Genomic DNA, 20,894 nt, shown 5'->3' with positions numbered 1-20,894 from the left:
TAAATTACACCAATATTTTGAATTTTTGAAAGAATATGAGACAAAAATGTCAAAGAAAAATATTCCAGCGAGGTTGATATCGACTCTTTGGAATATTTTTTGTTATTTATATTGAAATTAAAGATAACATAAACTGTTTGTTCGTAAAAAATAAAATTTGATAAAAGTTTCCTTTTTATTATATGTATAAGCGCGTTAACTAATTGTTTATTATAATAAAAAACAAAAACATGATTTTTTTGTAAAAAAATTAGTTATTTTTTTGTAATTTTATGATATTATTATTGTGTAACGAAGCAACTAGAAAAATTCTGGGAGGAGAATAAAAAAATGAATAAAGAAAATGGGCAGCGGTATCGAAAAATCAAGTGGAACAAGCAATTAGTCAGTGTCGCAACTGGGGTCATCTTATTGACGTCGTTTGGTTTAGGATCAGTGGAATCTTTTGCAGCTGAAAACACCACCAAAGCGACTATCGGAGAAACATTGTTGAACTACCAGTCATTGGTGGTGGGAGCGGCGATTAAAGTAGACGAAAATGAATATACAGTGACCGAAGGAAGCGAAATACAAGAGGTAATTGATGATTACACAACCGTAGGTGCTACGACGCCTACGACTATTACGTTAAAGAATAATGTAACGATTTCTTCACAGATTAACATTGCAGGTAAAAATATTATTATTCAGTCTGAAGAGGGCGAAGATTATGAGATTAGTCTTGGTTTTATTGGAGGGAAAGTGATTAATCTTACCGACTCCAGAAACAATAATACTCAAGGGAAACTTAGTTTAAAAAATGTAACAATAGATGGAGAAAAAGAAACATATACTTCAAGCCAATCATTAATTACGGTCTCTAATTCAACTTTAAATTTAGAAGAGAATAGTACAGTGAAGGACGGAAATGGTGGAGTAAATGGACAGGCAATAGCCGCATCTAACAAGTCAATTGTAAATGTGAATGAAGAAAGTACTATTAGTGGGAATAAGACTACAGCTCATGGTGGTGCCATCTATGCGACCTCTGGTTCAAAAATTTCAGTAGCTGGAACTATTGAGAATAATGAAGCGGCTAGAGGTGGCGGGATATATAGTACCGGATCAGGGGCTAATAATTCATCTGTTATAGTGGGAAGTACGGGAGTTATAAAAAATAATGAAACGACAAATACTACTACCGGATATGGAGGTGGTGGTATCTATGCAGCAAGCGGCTCAGATGTTGTAATAGATGGTGGTGATATGAACGGAAATGAGTCCGCACTACATGGAGGTGCAATCTATGCTTCGGGAACAGACACAAATCCTACGACCCTTAGCATTAAAGGCTCAAATACACATATAGCTTCCAACAATGCAAAGGAGGGTACCGGAAACGGAGGTGCTATTTATGCTTCAGGTTATACAGACGTTTCAATGGAAGAGGGGACAATCGAGCAGAATAGTGCAGTTAATGGAGGCGCTATCTATGCAGCTAATGGTGCAGATATCAATATTGTTGGTGGAACCATTGAAGGAAACACCGTGACTGGGAACGGAGGAGCCATCTATTCTGTAGGAACAGCTGGAAACAATGCAACGACCTCCATTGATGAGCCAAACGATAATACCACGCTTATTGATAATAACCAGGCAAATAGTGCAAACGGTACTGGTGGTGCTTTTTATGTTGGCAACAATTCAACAGTGACGTTAACGGCAGGGACTGTCAGCAATAACCAAGCAGAGAATACTAGTACTGATGGTACTGGTGGCGCTGTGCGTGTTGGTCATACTGGAGGCACCTTCAATATGGATGGAGGCGTATTACTTAATAATACGTCAGATGCTGGGAATGCGGTGAGTGCCATAAGCGGCGGTACTCTTGGTATTCGTTCAGGTGTGATTTACGGAGAGCGTGATGGAGCATTAGATGTTAACTACTTAAATGACGGCGGAAATTTTTCCGGTAATGCGATCCTAATTGCTAAAAATTGTAATGATACCCTCTTTAACAAAGATACAGATGAGGCATTATTACGACAAGGTGCAAATCAACTGATTACTCCATCTATCTCATGGGATCGACAAGATGATATTTCAGGAATTGCATACACTAATGGTGATAACCAAGGTTTCTTTCCTATTAAAGGTGTAGACGTTAGAATTCCTATTGAATCGGCACTATTATCATTGGATTCGACTGGCATGGGCGACTTGATTTATGATGGAGAGGGACATGAGGTTACATCAACTAATATTACAGGCTATAACGATGAAGAATTTGGAGAGATTGTAGATAATGGAATCACCTATGCACCAGTAGCTGAGCAAAAGGATCCAGAGGCATTTAGTTCTACAGAGCCTATTGATGTCGGTGAATACGCGGTAAAAATCAAGACTGATGATACAGGAAGTAAGTATCAAGCATTTGAAGAGATTATAGGAACCTTTATAATTTCTAGTCAAAAAGTTACACCAACAATTAGTAGCCCTATAGTTGATGTAGATGAATCTGTGAATCCAACGATCACTTATACAGGTGAAAAAAATGGCTCTATTTTAGCATCTGCTATTTATCAATCAGAACCAACCTTACAGTACAAGGATGTTTCTGCGGGTGTTAGTCCTAGTTATACAGCAGGTGAAAAAGATATCACTGTTTTAGAAAAAGGGACATATCATAATAATAACTATGTTGTTGACTTTACAGACGTTAAAGGGGAACTAACTGTCAATAAAATCGATCTAAGTTCTGCAACAGGTGAGCTAAGTTATCCATATGCTAAAAATGTTGAATATAATGGGGTTGAACAAGGAATTTCTGCGCCAACAATTACAGGAGATGACGGAAATCTAGCCGACTATGGAACAATATCAGTCGAATATACAAATGTACCAAGTTCAGCAGAAAAGGGACCTTATGATTATGAGGATACTTTGCCAAAAGATGCTGGCAAATACAAAATAAAAATTACTGTCGGTGAAGAGGGTAGAAAATATAAAGGAGCATCTACAAAAGATTTAGATTACGCCATCACTCAAAAAGCCGTACAAGCAACTATTGGTGATATAAGTGTTCCTGTGGGGACAGATCTGAGCACGGTTCAACAACCAGCAATTACTTACAAAGACTTTGTAGAAGGTGAAACTGAGCAGTCAGTCTTTGCTGAGATTGGTAAGCCAACAGTGAGCTATGTTACTGGAGCAACAAATAAAAAAGGTACCTCAAGTATCTCGATCAATCAAGCAAATACTGGAAAACCGAAAAATTATGATATTAACTACACATCTGGCACATTAACTGTTACCGCCTTGAACTTCCCAACAAGTGCTTTGACGTATAATATCCCAGAAAATGCGGAATACAATGGCACAGCTCAAGGAATTGAGAATGTCAGTATTGCCGATTATAGTGAAGCAGAGTTTGGCGCAATCACAGTAACGTATGCTGCCGAAGGTTCAGAAAGTTATACGACAGAAGCACCGATCCAGGCGGGCGCATACAAGGCGAAAATTTCTGTAGCAGGTGGAGACAAATATCCGACCTACGAAGCAAATGAGACTTATACCATTGCCAAAAAAGCGGTGGAAGTAAGAGCCGCCGATGTAGTGGTCGATCAAAATGGGCATTTACCAGCAGAGATTGATATAAACTATTCTGGTTTTATTGACGGGCAAAGTGCTGATACAGCCTTCGTTGGTGGAGAAAAACCAAGAGCTACTTATGGTTCAAATAGTGGAACAGCTGGTGAGTTCCCAATCACCATTACACCAGGGAATCTTACTGTCGAAGCAGATACCAATTACACTATTAACTATGTAGATGGAAAATTAACTGTCAATGCAGTTGAACAACCAATACCAGATCCAGACCCAGAACCAACACCTGATCCAGAACCAACACCATCAGAAGAACGAGTGCCGGTTTACCGTCTGTATAATAGAAATAATGGTGAGCATATCTTCACTAGCTCAAGAGCAGAGGCAGATTGGTTAAGGGATCAAGGCTTACAAGATGAAGGCACTAGCTGGCATGGTAGCGACGCAGCAACTGGCGTACCAGTCTACCGTCTGTATAATGCTAACTCAGGTGAACATTTCTACACAGTTGACCGAGGGGAATATGACTTTGTCGGAAATTCTGGTTGGACGAAAGAGGGCGTATCCTTCTATGCATCAGAAGAAGAAAATGTACCAGTTTATCGTCTATATAATCCAAATGCGACAGATGCAGGGTCACATCACTTCACAGTCGAAAGAAGTGAAAATGATCATTTAGTAAGTGTCGGCTGGATCTCAGAAGCAATCGGATTTTACGGAAAATAAAGATAAAAGGAACTCCTGATTATTTTACGATGATCAGGAGTTTTTTTGTTTAGAAAAAAAGATGCTATTTGCTCATTTGGGTTGAAAAGTTCGGAGTGTTTATTTTTTGGAGTTCATTAAAAAATCTGTGGAGTATAAAAAGTAATTGGAGAGAATATTGGAGATAAGATAAATAGATTTTCGAGAAAACCGAGACGTATTATCGATTATGAAAAGTAAAAGAATATTTTCTTATATTAATCATCAATTATTTTGAATTTTTTTTACGAGTCTATGGAGAGGGTCGTTTTTTTTGTTATTTAGGAATTTCCAATTCCCCAAAAAAACGTACAAAAATAACTAAAAATAGAAAATTTTTTGTTAATAAAAACCGGTTGATAACAACCGTTCGTTAGTTATCTGTTAATTATAATAAAACGTAAAAAATTTATGAAATGTGACAAATTTGCTTTGTTTTTGTTTTTTAATATGTTATTCTTATTATTGTAACGAAGCAACTATTCATTTTTTTTTAGGAGGAGAAGTTTTATGAAGAAGACTGTATTACTTAGTCTTGGAGCAGTAATAGGTTTGGGTCTAGCAATTTACGGAGGGACTAATGCTGATGCAGCTAATCTTGAATTATTCCGTCTGTATAACCCAAAAACTGGTGAACATTTTTATACAGAGAGTGCAGATGAAAGAGATTGGTTAGATGATCAAGGTTGGATTCCCGAAGATGGTGGTTGGGCTACACCTACAGAAGGTGATATTGTTTATCGTCTGTATAATCCGAATGCGAGTGATCATCACTACACTACGGATGAAGGTGAATATGCAAACTTAAAAGCAGAAGGCTGGACACAAGAAGGAAAAGCTTTCTTTAGCTCAACTGATAAATCAGTACCTGTATATCGTAGCTACAATCCTAACGCAGTATCAGGTGCACATATGTTTACTACATCATCTATTGAGCATGATTGGTTAACAACTGATCAAGGTTGGACAAATGAAGCAGTTTCATTCTACGCAGCACCAGCAATTGATAAAGCAGCGTTAAACACTGCGTTAACAGATGCACGAGCTTTAAATGCTGCAGATTACGATGAAACAACATTCGCAGCTTTACAAGAAGCGATCACAGCGGCAGCAGCAGTGGCTGACAATGCTGACGCAACACAATTACAAGTAAATGCACAAGTAACAGCATTAAATGAAGCTGTTGCCGCATTGGTACCAAACTTAACTGACTTAAATGCAGCAATCGAAGCAGCTGGCAATTATGATGAAGCTGATATCACTGCTGATAGCTATGCTGATTTAGAAGAAGCTGTCAAAGCAGCAGAAGACTTTGTAAAAGATGCAGCTGGTAAAACACCTGCTGAAGCACAAGAAGTTTTAGTTGACTTAAATGCAGCATTAGCTGGTTTAGCAGCAAATACTTCTGCTTTAAACGAAGTAATTACAGAAGCTGATGAAGTATCAACAGATGGCTACTCTGAAGAATCTATTGCAACATTCAATGAAGCTTTAGCAACTGCTAATGCCATCACTGCTGATTCTTCTGTTGAAGAAGTTACTGCAGCAAGAACTGGTTTACGTGCAGCAATCGACGGTTTATCTGTTGACATGACTGCTTTATCAGCAGCAATCGAAGTAGCAACAGCATTCGATGCAGATGATATTACAGAAGCTAGCTATGCAGCAATGGCTACAGCATTAGAAACTGCTAATGGTTATGTAAACGAACCAGCAGGCGTGACACCAACACAAGTTGCAGAAGCAATTACTGCTTTAGAAGAAGCAGCTACTGGATTGGTGAAAGATACTACTGCTTTAGATGCGCAAGTAGAAGCTTATAAGGAGTTAGCTCCTGACGCAGATGATTACTCAATTTACAGTTATAGTGTAGCCGACACTGCAAATACTGCCGCTGCTGCTCTTGATACAGATGCTGCTACAATCGCTGAAATTACAGCAGCAAGAGTTGCATTACGTGATGCTATGGCTAACCTAGTAAGTACTGAAGATTTGAATGCTGCAATTACCGCAGGGAAAGCAATTGCTAATACTAATGATATGTATACGCCAGAATCTTATAATAAGTTACAATTAGCTATTTCTGAAGGAGAATCATTCAAATATAGAACAAACAACTATACAAACGAAGAAGTAGCTGCTGCAACACAAGTTATTACTGATGCTATTGATAATTTAGCAACTAACAAAGCAGCGTTAAATACAGCAATTGCTACTGCTCAAGGTTTAAATGCAACTGATTATACATCAACGACAGCATTTACAGATGCACTTTCACTAGCAGTTACTGTTGCAGGTAGTGCTGATAGTACACCTGCGTCTGTTACTACAGCATTGACAGGATTAAATACTGCAATGGAGGCTTTAGTATTAAATAAAGCTGCATTAGGTGAATTGATGACTCCTGCTGATACAATTAATACTGGTGTAACAGCTTCAGCATATGTAGCTGATTCTGTTGCTAATTACGCTACAATCTATGCTGCAGCGCAAACTGCTAATACTGATACTAATACAGGAGCACCAGCGATTAATAGTTTAACAACAGCAAGAATGAACTTAGAAGCTGCGATGGCTCAAGTAGTACCAGTTACGACTGCGTTAGAAACTCGCATCACTTTTGCAGGAACACTTGCTGGAAGCACTGCCGATATTACTACCGCTTCGAATGCAACTTTAACTGAAGCTGTGAATGCTGGAAATGATCTTGTAAATGCACCATTAGGAAAACTTCATACGGAAGTAACTGATGCAGTTGATTCTATTAATGCAGCGATTGTAGGTTTGCAAGTAAACACACTTCCTACTGTTACAGCTATTGCAAATTACAGTGTTGCAAATGAAGGTGGTCAAGGAAGTTATACAAATGATTCTTGGAATGCGATGCAATCAGCACATACTCGCACAACTAATGCAAGAGATGCCATGACTAATGCCACAGCAGCAGATGCTAGAGTAGCCGCTTTTATCGAATTAACAGCTGCAAGAACAGAATTACAAGCTACAATTGATGGTTTAACAACTGCTTAGTAAAAGAAGTAACAACAGTATTTAAACTAAACATCCCCCATTTCCATAAATTTTTGCCCTGAAAAGGCACATTTCCAGAAAGGACAATAATAAACTCTCCCTTGTCCCTATTCCTGTCCTTCTGGGGTGTGCCTGAAAAAGAGACGCTACGGCGTTTCTTTTTTTTTCGAAAAATATGTCTTCCGAAAGATATCTACTCGTCCTAAAAATTGGTGAGTAAGATTCTGATACGCAAACTGGCTGGATAAAAGAAGGTGTGGCTTTTTAAATAGCAAGGCATATCAATTTTTAGGATGCTTAATCTGAATTCACAAGAAACCGGCTTTGATCATTATCGGTTGAATAGTGCAGATAACTCTTGGTGGGTTGCACAGGGTTGGAGAGACAATGACCATTAATAATTCATATATCTGGGTTCTTATTTTGAATGAACGAATGAGTTTAAAAGACTGAAACGCCGGCGTTTTACGAAGGTTTCAGTATTACAAATGATGAAAAATATGTTAATATAATCATGCAAATGAGATTGCATCATTCATACACAAAACCCCAGCCTAATGGGATAGGCTGGGGTTTATTTTTCACTTAAACTAAGCGTGTGGGTTGAGAAACGGCAGCTGATTATTGGTCATCTGAATCACTCAACCAGTGATTAACTAATTGTAAAACTAGTCCCACAAAAAGTGGCGCGATGATTAACGAGATTAATTTCTCCTTGATTTCACCTCCTGATGAGGCGGGTTGCCGTAAATAATATACGTAGTTTGAAGCTTATAATTTTTGTCTGGCGAGATGAATACATGAATGGTTAAAGAGGCTATAGACGTTGAAACGCCGGCGTTTTACGAAGGTTTCAGTTTTACAATTGATAAAAAATATGTTAATATAATTGTGCAAATGAGATTGCATCATTCATACACAAAACCCCAGCCTATCCTACTAGGCTGGGGTTTATTTTTCACTTAAACTAAGCGTGTGGGTTGAGAAAAGGCAGCTGACTATTGGTCATCTGAATCACTCAACCAGTGATTAACTAATTGTAAAACTAGTCCCACAAAAAGTGGCGCGATGATTAATGAGATTAACTCATTCATACTTTCACCTCCTACTGAGGCAAGCTGCCATATATAATATACGCAGTTTGAAGCTTATAATTTTTGTCTGGCGAGATGAAAAAGCCCAGTGACCTAAGGGGCTATAAACGTTGAAACGCCAACGTTTTACGAAGATAAAACATTTACAAATGATGAAAAATATGTTAATGTATCTGTACAAACGAGATTAAGTTTTCCATACACAAAACCCCAGCCTAGTGTGATAGGCTGGGGTTTATTTTTCGCTTAAATTAAGCGTGTGGGTTGAAGAATGGCAACCGGTTATTTTTCATCGTGATCATTCAACCAATGATCAGCTAGTCGAAGTACTAGACCCACAAAAAGTGGCGCGATGATTAACGAGATTAATTTCTCCATGATTTCACCTCCTGATGAGGCGGGTTGCCATAAATAATATATGCAGTTTGTAGCTTATAATTTTTGTCTGGCGAGATGAATACATGAATGATCAAAGGTGCTATAAACGTTGAAACGCCGGCGTTTTATAGAGATTTCAGTTTTACAAATATCGAAAAATATGTTAATATAATTGTACAAATGAGATTACATCATTCATACAAAACTTAAGCGTGTGGGTTGAAGAAGGCAGCTGATTATTGGTCATCTGAATCACTCAACCAGTGATTAACCATTAGTAAGATGAACCCTACAAAAAAGTAGTACGGATGAACAATCTCACTAAAAAAACTTCGTTAGCCGATTTTAGCTAACGAAGTTTTTTTATATTCGGGAACTGGATTCTCGTACAATTAATTCTACGGGGATTAGGATAGTTTCACCTAACGTGGTGGAAGAATCCATTAATTTTAGTAAGCTTTCAACAGTTTTCTGAGCCAGCTGTTGTGTATTTTGTCGAACAGATGAAAGAGTTGGACTAGAATATTCTCCATAAGGCGTATCATCAAAACCGATCATTTTTATATCTTGAGGGACGTTTTTACCAATTTTTTTAAGCCGACTATTTAACTTCATAGCCAATGTATCATTGGTGGAAAAGAAACCATCAACAGTCGGATTATTTTTTAAAAAGTTATCTAGTTCTTGATTGATAGTGTCGTCGGAACTGATGCGAAGACTATTTTTTTCAGCATCGAAACCAAGCTGATGTTTTTTTAATGTTTCTTCAAATCCTGATAGACGGCTTCGTGAGGCAGAAGACATCCGGTTATATAAGGCAATGGCTAGATTTTTGGCGCCTGAAGCAATCAAACTTTCGGTAGCAGCTTCGGCACCTTGGTAGTGATTTGATGAGATGAAAATTGTTTTGCTTTTGTCTTGTGGTTCTCGGTCAATGCAAATATAGGGAATCTTTTTTTCAGATGAAGCGGCATTCATAGAAAAAGCCTCAACGCCTGAAATGATAATTAAGCCATCAACTCCTTTGGCTTGTAGGATTTGTAAATAGGCCTGTTCTTTTTCAGCATTGCGAGCGGTATTACAAATAATCGTGGTGTAGCCTTGTTCAAATAGGATTTCCTCAATTTTTTGAACCAAGTCTGAGAAAAAATAGTTTTTAATATCAGGAACTAAGATTCCGATGGTAAAGGATTTATTCATTCGTAAGCTTTTAGCACTGTAGTTGATTTTATAATTGGTTTCTTCAATCACGCTTAAAACTTTTTTACGGGTTTCTTCGGAAAATCGTCCGTTATTATTGATGACTCTAGAGACGGTGGCCACTGATACACCGCTCAGTCTAGCGATATCTTTGATGGAATATTTCTTCATAATAATGAACTCCTTGTATAGTTGTCTATGAACAGTTTAACATAATTAATAAAAAAAATTCTTTGACAGCGACGAGTAATCGTGGTAATTTATAGACATTAAGAGTAAACGTTTACCCAAACAATACATTTACAGATATAGTTTGTATTGTTTATTTTTAGCTCCGTTGAGTAAACGATTACTCAAAGAAAATTTATGAAGGAGGATTTTATGATGGAGAAAATAATGTGTCCGTCAATGATGTGTGCAAATTTTGCTGCTTTAGAAAAAGAAGTTGTGGCACTAGATCAAGCTGGGACTGATATTTTTCATTTGGATTTTATGGATGGTCAATTTGTGCCAAATTTTGCGATGGGGATACAAGATTTAGAAACCATTCGAAAAAGTACCAATAAACTGGTGGATGTTCATTTGATGATTGAGAATCCTGGTCGATATGTTGAGAAATTTGCGGAAATGGGCGTGGATATTATTTATGTGCATCCTGAGTCAGATCCGCAAATTACTAGAACTCTTGATTTAATTAAAAATCAGCAGAAAAAAGTTGGAATTGCTATCAATCCAGGAACATCGGTTGCGACAATTCATGAATTATTACCGTTAGTGGATTATGTGATGGTGATGACGGTTAACCCGGGTTTTTCTGGTCAGAAGTATTTGCCATTTGTAGATAAAAAAATCTTAGAATTAACCGCTCTGAAGGCTGACTATGCTTTTAAAGTAATGGTAGACGGTGCGATTTCACCGGAAAAAATAGAACAATTAAGTAAAATCGGTGTGGATGGATTTGTTTTAGGAACTTCAGCATTGTTCAACAAAGACCAATCGTATGAAGCAATATTAACGGAATTAAAAAAATAAATCGGAGGTTTTTTTATGAAATTAGCTATTGGTAGTGATCATGTGGGACTAGAATTAAAGCCCACAATTATTGATTATTTAAAAGAATTAGGACATCAGGTAGAAGATTTTGGACCAACTACAAACCAACGAACGGATTATCCTAAATATGGTAAAAAAGTTGCGGAAGCTGTGGCAGCCGGTGACTATGACGGCGGTATTTTGATTTGCGGGACAGGAGTTGGGATTTCGATTTCAGCTAATAAAGTGAAAGGGATTCGTGCGGTTGTTTGTAGCGAACCTTATTCTGCAAAACTTTCTAAAGAACATAATAATACCAATATTTTAGCTTTTGGTTCACGCGTTATCGGCAGTGAGTTGGCTAAAATGATCGTGAAAGAATGGCTAGAGGCCAGCTTTGAAGGTGGTCGACATGCCAACCGAATCAAAATGATTGACCAAATCTAATTTGAAAAATTTTAAAATAATTTGAAAAAATATGGAATAATATGAAAACATATGCTATGATGATTTCAGTAAAAGATTTAAGGAGGAATCATCATATGAAATTGGCAACTAGAATTAATTCGTTTTTACCGAAATTTGACCATGACCTAGAAAAAGTATTTGGAGAGTTTAAAAATCTAGGTCTAAGTCATGTTGATTTAAATTATCCGGAGCATGTAGTGAATCACACACCAGCTGATATGAAAGAGCTTTTAGCAAAGAATGATTTGAAACCAAATGGTGTCGCTTTAAGATTTAGAGAAGAGTTTATCAATGGTGAAATTGGAAACGCTAACTTAACGATTTCAGCTGAGGCATTAAAACTATGTAAAGAAGCTGCAGATTATTGTCGCGAGCTAGGTGGCGACATCGTAACTATTTGGTTAGGTTTTGACGGCTTTGATTATTCTTTCCAAATCAACTATGAAAAAGTTTGGAACCAAATTCGTGATTGTTTTATTGAAATAGCTGATTATGCGCCAGATGTGAAATTTAGTATTGAATATAAACCATTTCAGCCGCGAGCTTATGCTTTTATTGATTCATTTGGATTAGCATTGGCGATGATGAATGAAGTCAAGCGTGATAACTTGGGAATCACTTTAGATTTTTGTCACATGTTAATGAAGCATGAAAATCCAGCTTATGGTGCCAGTATTTTGGGGAGTCGCCAGAAATTATATGGCGTACATTTGAATGACGGTTATGGTTTAAATGATGATGGTTTGATGATTGGGACCAGTAATTTAGTTAAAACAATCGAGTTTCTCTATTATGCGAAGTTGCATGATTATGACTATGCTTTTTATTTTGATACTTTCCCAGTGATTGAAGATCCGGTGGAAGAATGCCAACGAAATATTAAAATGATTAAAAAGCTAGATGAACTGATTGATAGAGTGGGAATGGCAGAGATTCAAGCGGTAATTAATGAAAATAGTGCAGTAAAAGCGAGTGATTTAATTCTTGCCTTTTTAGGATAAAATTTTGGAGGAGTGTACAAAATGACAGATTATAAAGCTTTAGCTAAAAACATTCTAGACGAAGTTGGTGGACCAGAGAATATTTCCAACATGACTCATTGTGCCACACGTTTGCGTTTGACGTTAAAAGATCCATCAAAAGCAAACGATGACAAGATTAGAGACATGGACGGCGTAGCAAACGTCGTCAACAAAGCTGGTCAATACCAAGTCTTGATTGGAACCGAAGTACCAAAGGTTTATGATGAATTCGAAGAGTTAGTCAATAATAATGGTCAAGCACAAGTAGCTACGAGTAATGAAAAAAGCGGCAGTATCATTACCAATATTTTTTCAGCGATTTCAGCAATTTTTGCGCCATTACTGCCAGCTTTAGCCGGTTCAGGTATCCTGAGAGGGCTGACTATTTTAGCCGTTCAATTAGGCTGGTTAAGTGAAAGTAGTGGAACTTATGCAATCTTAAATGCAGCAGCAATGAGTGTCTTTTATTTCTTACCAGTGTTATTAGCCTTCACTTCTGGGCGACGATTTGGTGCGAGTCCATATCTTTCAGCTTTAATCGGGGCTGCTTTGTTGCATCCGGATTTTATCGCGCTATTAGGTAATCAAGGTAACGGTGCGACTACAAGCTTCATGGGAATTCCGGTAGTCTTAATGAATTACAATTCTACTGTGGTACCGATTATTTTATCGATTTGGGCCTTTTCTTACTTATATAAATTCTTAGATAAACATATTCCAGAAACGTTGAAATTGGTTATTATTCCTTTGATTTCATTAGTTGTAATGATTCCTTTAACTGTGATTGTGATTGGACCGATCGGTGTTTATGGTGGTGAAGGTATTGCCAATATCGTCAATTGGTTAATTGAACGCAGTAGTGTTTTAACTGGTGTAGTTGTCGGTGGTGGCTGGAGTGTCTTGGTAAGTTTTGGAATTCATTGGGCAGTTAATCCAATCATGATTAATAATGTTTCAACTTACGGTTTTGACTATATTGTACCTTTCACTTTTGCTTGTAACTTTGCGGTTATTGGTACGACGATTGGTGTTATTTTCAAGGCACGTAATAAAAAGTTAAAAGGGTTTGCTTTGACTGGATTAATTACGGTTGCGCTTTCAGCAATTATTGAACCGACATTGTTTGGTTTATTAGTAAAAAACAAGAAGCTATTTTTAGCACAAATTATCGGTGGTGCAGTCGGTGGCGCGTATCTTGGTTTGATGAAAGTGGTAACCAATGCTTTCGTATTTGGTAGTGTGACGACATTCCCAGCCTTTGTGACAGAAAATAGTTCTAACTTTATTCAAGCAATGATTGGTTTGTTGATCTCATTAGTTGTTTCTGCGATTTTAGGCTATATCTTTACGAATAAAGACGACCAATTGGCTTAGGAAATCCGCAATCGATCCTCGTGACATGGCTGATTTGTGTTATTATTATTGTTAACACATGAAGATGAAATGAGGATTGAAAAATGATTCCTTACGAACGAAAAGAAAAAATATTAGACATTCTCAGTCAAGAAGAGCTGATTCGGATTGAAGAGTTTCAAAATTATATTCCCGGTGTTTCTACCTCGACTTTAAGACGTGATTTAAAAGAGTTGGAAAAAAATAATAAAGTCCATCTATTGGCGGGTGGCGGGGTAAAATTAATTACTAGCACAACGGAAATTCCGATCTCTGATAAAGCCAATCTACAAACCAAAGAAAAACAATACATTGCTAAATTAGCAGCCAAGCAAATCAATGATGGTGACACGCTTTATTTGGATTCTGGTTCCACCTGCTTTGCTTTGCTCAAAGAAATTTTAAACAAAAAAGTCCACATTATTACCACTAACACGGACGCACTTTCGTTAGTAGGAGATTTCTCTTGTGAAATCACTTTGTTGGGAGGCACTTTTAACCCAATTATTTCTTCGATTTCGGGACCATTAACGGAAGAAAATATCAAACAATATATCTTTGACAAAGCATTTTTAGGTGCCAACGGCGTCGACGTGAAGTATGGTGTCACCACACCCGATTATGTGGAAGCTTCTAAAAAACGAGTGATAATCAATCAAGCTAGAAATTCGTTTTTATTATGTGACAGCACCAAATTCCACAAAGCGGCAACTGTTCGGGCGTTTGATTTAGCTGAGGTGACTTTGATTTCTGACCAGACTGATAAAAAATTAGCAAAAGAAATGAAAATTATTTCAAAATAAAGGAGCAAATTTTAAATGGGACTATTTAGTAGAAATAAAGCTGTGACACTATTCAATCCAGTGGCTGGCGAAGTCGTTGCTTTAGCAGACGTCCATGATGAAATGTTTGCCAGTAAAGTGATGGGAGATGGCTTTGGCATATTTCCTACTAATGGAGATATTTACAGTCCAATAAAAGCGAAAGTTACTGCTATTTTCCCAACTAAACATGCGATTTCATTAGTAACTAAAGGTGGTGTCGAAGTATTGATTCATATCGGTATTGACACGGTAGAATTAAATGGTGAAGGCTTTGATATTTCTGTCGAAGTTGACGATCAAGTGGATGAAAATACTTTATTAGCCAATGTAGACTTGGCGTATCTACAAGCACAAGAAAAACCAACGGACGTGATGGTCATTTTCACTAATTTAGCTAAGGAAAAGTTAAAGCTAGATTTAGGGAAATATGAAGCTAAAGAACAAATTGGTGAATTAGAATAGGTTTATTACTAAATTAAAAATCCCTTCAGTTAAGTATCAATAACTGAAGGGATTTTTTTATGCCCGAACTAAACGAGCGCCTAAATGTAAAACTTTACGATAGATTGGTTCCCAAGCAAGTCCACTTATTAGCATCACGATTAAGAAAATGGCTAAAGTTGGTAGGTTCATCAAGCTAACTACCAATAATTTATGGAACAATAAGACGGCCACAAAGGTTCCCACAATGGAAGTCACTGCTAAAAAGACTCTCAACGGATTAAATGGTTGCAAGGATTTAACCACACCGATAGAACTAATGCCAATCAATAAGAAATACATCAATGAATGACTTTGCGCTAATGAAATGAAGCCCATAGCATGAATCAACCAGCTGACCATAATCCCAAATAAAACGAGAAGTGCGCTTGGTAACGCCCGTTTGATGGAAGTATTTAAGAAAGTTCCAGTGATTTTTTTATCATTGGCTTCAAATGAGGCAAAGAAAGCTGGATAACCTTCAATCGCCAAATCAATCAAGGTAATTTGCAACGGAATAAAAGGAAAAGCCGTCGCTGTCAAAATACAAAAGATTGAAAGTAAGAAGGAGTAGATAGTTTTAATAAAGAAAACGCCAGAACTTTGAGTAATATTATTAATGACCCGCCGTCCTTCTGAAATAATTTCGGGTAAAGTTGCGAAATCGGAATTCAATAGTACCACATCTGCAATTTGTCGGGTGGCACCATCGCCTTCAGCCATAGCAATCGAAATATCGGCTTCCCGCAAAGCCAAAATATCATTGACACCATCACCAGTCATACCAACAGTGCTACCAGAAGTTTTCAGTTCGTTGATTAACAATTTTTTTTGTTGAGGTGTCACACGACCAAAAATTGTATATTGATGGGCAACTTCTCGGACGGTTTTTTCATCTGTGCAAGTAGACAAATCAATATAATTTTCGGGATTATCTAAACCAGCATTGGCAGCGATGGCAGAAACGGTGATGGGATTGTCACCAGAGATAATTTTTAATGCTACTCCTTGTTCTTTGAAAAAGCCCAAGGTTTCTTTGACGTTCGGCCGAATCGGATCACTTAAAATAATTAAAGCTAGGGCCGTCAAATTAGCTTGATCATTTTCTGCTAAAGCAATCAATAAAATTCGTTTGCCATCGTTTTGCGCTTCACGAGCAATCGATGGTAGCGAATAATCCGGCATTAAGTTTTCTGGCGAGCCGAGATAAACCGTTCCGACAGCTTCTAAAGTGACTGCGCCGTATTTTCTTTCTGAAGAAAAAGCTGTGACTGATGACGCAGAATAGACTGCTTTAGAGTCGAAATAATTGTTTAAAGCTTGGGCAGTCAGGTTACTATCGTTTGAAGCGGCAAGATAACTGCTAATAAAATCCGGTGTTTCTTTGCGATAATTGTCGTTCAAAAGATACAATTCTTCCACTGACATTTTTCCTTCAGTCAAGGTGCCAGTTTTGTCTAAAGCTAAAATATCCATGTGAGCTAACATTTCAATCGCATATTTATTTTGTACCAAGACATTTTTCTTAGCCAACTTCAAAACACCAGTCGTCAAAGCCAAACCAATCAGCAAGACTAAACCTTTTGGTAACATCCCAATCAGCGCCGCAACTGTAGAAACAACAGCCGTAGTGGTTGAAGTAGATTGGAAAAATAGCGCTTCTGCAAATAAAATTAAACCTAATGGAATAATTACCCAACTAGTAAATTTCGAAATTTTGCCAATGGAGCGAACCAATTCAGATTCGTAACCCTTATCACCTTGGGCTTCGCTGACAATTTTGGTGGCATAATTATCAGCTCCCACATGTTCGATTTGACCCACGATTTGCCCGCTAGTTAGATAGCTGCCGGATAAAACGTGGCTGTCAATCGATTTTGCGATAGCATCAGATTCACCGGTTAATAATGATTCGTTGACTTCCGCTGAGCCTTCCAAAACCACTAAATCACTAGGCACTTGATCACCGCTCTTTAGTAGGACAATATCATCTAAAACCAATTCACTAGGAGAAATGTCTTGGGTTTCACCTGCGCGTCGGACTTTAATTTTCTTTTCAGAAATCAGACTAAGATTTTCCACCATTTTTTTTGCCCGTAATTCTTGGACAATTCCTAACACAATGTTGAAAATAATAATGCTGATGAAAAAAACATTTGAATAGGAGCCGACAATAATCAATGCTGCCGCCAATGCAAAGTTTAAAAAATTAAATAAAGTCATGGTATTTTGCAAAATAATTGTTTTGGTGGACTTGGTCATATTCGGTCGGTAATCATTGGTTTGACCTTTTTTAATCCGTTGTGTTACTGCTGCTTGTGATAAACCTTTATCGATAGTCATGGTTGTTCCTCCAATTAGATATGTTGTAATAAAAATGTTAGTCCGTAACCATAAGCGAAAATCGAAAATGGTTTAGCTAGGATAATAATCAAGGTAAAAGTTTTTAATTTCATTTTGCTTAAACCGGCCACCATACATAGTAAGTCATCTGGTGCAACTGGAAATAAAATAGCTAAAGCAAAAAATCTGGTGAAACGCTGCTTATTATCTAAATAATGCATGATTTTTTGGTAATTCTTTTCTGAAACCAACTGCTGAATCAGCGGTTTACCAAATTTGCGAATCAATAAAAATGAAATAATAGAACCCATCACAATGCCTAAATAGTTATAAATAAATCCCCAGGTACTGCCAAAAGCCAATACCCCAAGGCTCAAACTCAAACCTCCAGGTAAAATTGGAATCACTACTTGAATGATTTGAAATAAGATAAAGAACATCGGACCAAAAATTCCAGCCTTCAAAATAAAAGCATACAAATGATGTTGGAATGGTGCCACACCATTATGAAAGATGATATATATTAACACCAGTGCGGCAATAATCCCCAAATATTTCAAAAGGGTAATCAATTTTTTAGGAAGCGCAGGATACGCATCTGTTTTCATACTTTTCACTTACCTCTCTAACACATGCTTAGTCTAACGGTTAATTACAAATAAAATGGTAAGAAAAGTTAAACAGTTTATAAACAAATGTAAAAAAGAAGTGAAAAAAGTAAGTTGGGCTGGTTTTTTGAAGGTAAATTTTTAGAGGTGATAGGTGGAGTGGAAGATGCATTTTGGTTTTGCTAGAAATACTTCAGTAAAAAAGGAGGGAAATTAAATCCAGTGTTTGCTTTATCTATATATAGCTGAGGAAGATAAGCAATCGGACTAACTAAAATCAGGATACCGAGAATTGTCAGAATCATAATTAGCGCTCCTTTTTGTGATATTGAAGTGGTTTTAAATTAGTTAACAGTTATTTTTAGCGGAGAGTTTTTTCGACCGTTAGTGTCAGCTTCTGAAACGCTACAGGCAGCTACGGCAATTTTCATATCCATTTTGGCTTCTAAAATAATTTTACTGCCAGCTTTGGAAAGTGGTTTGTGGATAGTTATTTTTCCTTTGTCGTCGATGGTTGTATACATGAATAAATTAAGTGGCTGAATAATCAGTCGGTTTTCACCTAAGCTTTTGTTGATATTGTCGAAACAATTAGGATGATTGGCGCCATTTTGATAAAAAAAGTCATACATTTCTGGGCGACAGCAAGGAAACAATAAATCGTGTTGACCTACTTCATCATAAATAACGGTGAACATTGGCGTATAGAGGTTTGAATAAATCGTATCATTTATATTTAAACGAATGGATTCATTACAATCAATTGTGACTGCAGTCGATAAAAATTCATTTTGGTCAGCAGTGTTTTCGGCAAAGAAATCAGCAACTTGACCTCCTTCAACATCAATAATTGTTATTTGTTGTCCTTTTTTTATATCGATCGCTTGTCCGGTGCAAGCAGCAATTAAGTATTCTTTTTCCATAGTAGTCTCCTTTTTAATAGTTACTAAAGTTTATCACGAAATTAATCACGTAGAAGCTTTATTCCCAAGAATATCAATAGAACACCGATAAAAATATTTAACAGCTTCAATATTTTTTCAGGAAGAAAATTATTCAACAGTGTTCCCAGAATTGCAACAAAGGTTAAAAAAACAATAGTTGCTAAAACACAACCGGCAGCAAATAGACAAAGTTGCCGTTTAGTGTAGTTATTTTCAATGATTTGTTTTGATAAGATACTACCCCAAAAAATAATCGTCAACGGATTAGAAGCCGTCAAAAGAAGTCCGTTAACAAAAGGACTAGTCGCTGTTAATTCAGAAAAAAGCGAAATGTTAGGTATCAGTGAAATTTGAAAAAAACTTAAGACAAGATTCATTCCAAAAAGACTTAAAATGATACTGCTACTTATTTTGAAGAGGATTTTTATTTTAGGTCGTTCAATCACTGCTGAAATACCTAAAAAAGATAGTAAGATAAATAAGCTATCAACTAATGCGGCAGCGATCATAATTTGTAATCCCGCTAGGAAACCTTTTGAGGCTGAGGTATTTAAGATCATAAAAGCCACCGGACCAATCGCTAATTGTAAGATCATGCCAAAACGCAAACCGGTTAGAAGGGCAGGGTTTATCCGAGGGGTCATGTATTTAGTTCCTCTTTTAGAGTTTTCAGTACAATGATGGTATTTGAACTAACGACGCCCGTTATCGAACCTAGTGAATTGCCTAAAAAATCATCTAGAGCATCGGTGTCTTTCAAAACAATTTTTAAAATAAAATCAGAGGAACCAGCAATATGATGGCATTCTAAAACGGCTGGATGGGCACTAATCAGCTTTTTGAAGTTTTCGGTTTTTTTATTTCGATCCAAATTTACTAAGATAAAGGCCATCAAATTCTCGTCATTTTTCTTACGATTGATTTTGATAGTGTACTTTTCGATAACACCGCTAGCTTCTAACTTTTTAATTCTTTCAGATACAGAAGGGACAGACATGTGTATTTTTTTGCTAATTTGTGAGGCAGATTGACGGCTGTTTTCCTTCAATTCGGCAATAATAAGTAAATCAATTGCATCCATAATATTTCTCCGTTCTTTTTTAAATATTCTAGTGTTTTACTTATAAAATGTAAATACAAGAACTAAATATCCGTAAATTTTTAGCTCTATTAATCAAATTCCTTAAAAAAGTAAAAAGCAAGAAATAATCATGTATGTTTTCTTTACGAAACGAAAGATAAAAAAATCCTCCCTCAAAAATTTCTGAAGGAGGATGAATCAGGTTTACTCCACTTTATTTCGATAAGCACTGGCTGTATCAATTAAGCGATATCCTGTTTTACAGGCAGCTAAAACAGCTTGCCCACATTCTGCCAAATCCTCTAGTTGAAACACACCACAACCTAATCAATTCATCTACAATCCGTTATTTAATACAATCTTCACCATCATAATCTCGTCCTCTCTTTTTGGAATTCTTCTAAGTCTAGCATTTAAAATCGACATTAAGTTAAATGGGAAAATAGTAAGAGATTCACTGGGATTGAGCCAATCGATTGCATAAATGTGCACACACTTAAATGATTGTAAACCGTCAGCTATTTTCAAAGAATCTATTAAAGGGGAGAAATTATATATCTATAACTTGTTACGGTTATCAAGCACTTTTATAAAGGATATCTTCTAAATATAACGCACGTTTTATATCAAATACATTAATTTATATTGATTTACATTAAAATTAATAAT

Annotated in this window: 17 protein-coding genes and 1 pseudogene; 8 read left to right on the top strand and 10 right to left on the bottom strand. The window is 36.8% G+C overall.

Annotated features, from left to right (window positions below):
• Positions 1-330 precede the first annotated feature (330 nt).
• Positions 331-4,311, top strand: coding sequence for a hypothetical protein (locus KUA55_RS16430; protein WP_218327484.1), 3,981 nt, complete (start codon positions 331-333; stop codon positions 4,309-4,311).
• 528 nt (positions 4,312-4,839) lie between these two features.
• On the top strand, positions 4,840-7,359 hold the full coding sequence (locus KUA55_RS16425; RefSeq protein WP_218327483.1) for an FIVAR domain-containing protein: 2,520 nt from the start codon (positions 4,840-4,842) through the stop codon (positions 7,357-7,359).
• A 621-nt stretch (positions 7,360-7,980) separates the two neighbouring features.
• On the opposite strand, the gene KUA55_RS18420 is transcribed toward KUA55_RS16425, so the two are convergent.
• The 4 genes from KUA55_RS18420 to KUA55_RS16405 all read right to left on the bottom strand — a co-directional run bounded on the left by KUA55_RS18420 (position 7,981) and on the right by KUA55_RS16405 (position 10,202).
• Positions 7,981-8,055, bottom strand: a complete 75-nt coding sequence (locus KUA55_RS18420; RefSeq protein WP_343214737.1) for a type I toxin-antitoxin system Fst family toxin — start codon at positions 8,053-8,055, stop codon at positions 7,981-7,983.
• 302 nt (positions 8,056-8,357) lie between these two features.
• Positions 8,358-8,453, bottom strand: a complete 96-nt coding sequence (locus KUA55_RS16415) for a type I toxin-antitoxin system Fst family toxin (protein WP_218327482.1) — start codon at positions 8,451-8,453, stop codon at positions 8,358-8,360.
• Positions 8,454-8,735: 282 nt separating this feature from the next.
• On the bottom strand, positions 8,736-8,831 hold the full coding sequence (locus tag KUA55_RS16410) for a type I toxin-antitoxin system Fst family toxin (RefSeq protein WP_218327481.1): 96 nt from the start codon (positions 8,829-8,831) through the stop codon (positions 8,736-8,738).
• Between the two features lie 363 nt (positions 8,832-9,194).
• The gene (locus KUA55_RS16405) at positions 9,195-10,202 is read right to left on the bottom strand and encodes a LacI family DNA-binding transcriptional regulator (RefSeq protein ID WP_218327480.1); all 1,008 of its coding nucleotides are present in this window, start codon (positions 10,200-10,202) and stop codon (positions 9,195-9,197) included.
• Positions 10,203-10,412: 210 nt separating this feature from the next.
• Here KUA55_RS16405 and rpe point away from each other — a divergent pair, with 210 nt between their 5' ends.
• From rpe to KUA55_RS16375, 6 genes are all read left to right on the top strand, one after another.
• Entirely contained in the window at positions 10,413-11,063 is a 651-nt protein-coding gene (rpe, locus tag KUA55_RS16400; protein ID WP_218327479.1) for a ribulose-phosphate 3-epimerase, read from the top strand.
• A 15-nt stretch (positions 11,064-11,078) separates the two neighbouring features.
• A complete protein-coding gene (gene rpiB / locus KUA55_RS16395; RefSeq protein WP_218327478.1) occupies positions 11,079-11,510 on the top strand; it encodes a ribose 5-phosphate isomerase B in 432 nt (143 codons plus the stop codon).
• A gap of 95 nt (positions 11,511-11,605) precedes the next feature.
• Complete coding sequence (locus KUA55_RS16390; protein WP_218327477.1) at positions 11,606-12,532, top strand: sugar phosphate isomerase/epimerase family protein; 927 nt, start codon at positions 11,606-11,608, stop codon at positions 12,530-12,532.
• Between the two features lie 21 nt (positions 12,533-12,553).
• A complete protein-coding gene (locus KUA55_RS16385) occupies positions 12,554-13,927 on the top strand; it encodes a PTS transporter subunit EIIC (protein ID WP_218327476.1) in 1,374 nt (457 codons plus the stop codon).
• An 83-nt stretch (positions 13,928-14,010) separates the two neighbouring features.
• Positions 14,011-14,748, top strand: coding sequence for a DeoR/GlpR family DNA-binding transcription regulator (locus KUA55_RS16380; RefSeq protein WP_218327475.1), 738 nt, complete (start codon positions 14,011-14,013; stop codon positions 14,746-14,748).
• Between the two features lie 15 nt (positions 14,749-14,763).
• A complete protein-coding gene (locus KUA55_RS16375; RefSeq protein ID WP_218327474.1) occupies positions 14,764-15,231 on the top strand; it encodes a PTS sugar transporter subunit IIA in 468 nt (155 codons plus the stop codon).
• 57 nt (positions 15,232-15,288) lie between these two features.
• Here KUA55_RS16375 and KUA55_RS16370 read toward each other — a convergent pair whose 3' ends face one another.
• The 6 genes and pseudogenes from KUA55_RS16370 to KUA55_RS18785 form a co-directional block, all read right to left on the bottom strand.
• The gene (locus KUA55_RS16370) at positions 15,289-17,592 is read right to left on the bottom strand and encodes an HAD-IC family P-type ATPase (RefSeq protein ID WP_218327473.1); all 2,304 of its coding nucleotides are present in this window, start codon (positions 17,590-17,592) and stop codon (positions 15,289-15,291) included.
• A 14-nt stretch (positions 17,593-17,606) separates the two neighbouring features.
• Positions 17,607-18,200 carry a TVP38/TMEM64 family protein gene (locus KUA55_RS16365; protein ID WP_218327472.1) on the bottom strand — a complete coding sequence of 198 codons (594 nt, stop codon included), beginning with the start codon at positions 18,198-18,200 and terminating at the stop codon, positions 17,607-17,609.
• A 344-nt stretch (positions 18,201-18,544) separates the two neighbouring features.
• Complete coding sequence (locus tag KUA55_RS16360; RefSeq protein WP_218327471.1) at positions 18,545-19,123, bottom strand: urea carboxylase-associated family protein; 579 nt, start codon at positions 19,121-19,123, stop codon at positions 18,545-18,547.
• A 41-nt stretch (positions 19,124-19,164) separates the two neighbouring features.
• A complete protein-coding gene (locus KUA55_RS16355; protein ID WP_218327470.1) occupies positions 19,165-19,788 on the bottom strand; it encodes a LysE family translocator in 624 nt (207 codons plus the stop codon).
• A complete protein-coding gene (locus KUA55_RS16350) occupies positions 19,785-20,225 on the bottom strand; it encodes an Lrp/AsnC family transcriptional regulator (protein WP_218327469.1) in 441 nt (146 codons plus the stop codon). The genes KUA55_RS16355 and KUA55_RS16350 overlap by 4 nt, the downstream gene beginning before the upstream one ends.
• Positions 20,226-20,438: 213 nt before the next feature.
• A pseudogene (locus KUA55_RS18785) lies at positions 20,439-20,540 on the bottom strand (aldo/keto reductase); the annotation flags it as partial.
• Positions 20,541-20,894: the final 354 nt, after the last annotated feature.

Source organism: Enterococcus alishanensis (assembly GCF_019218635.1).
Taxonomy (GTDB): Bacteria; Bacillota; Bacilli; order Lactobacillales; family Enterococcaceae; genus Enterococcus_A; species Enterococcus_A alishanensis.
This window is presented reverse-complemented; position numbering and strand designations above follow the sequence as displayed.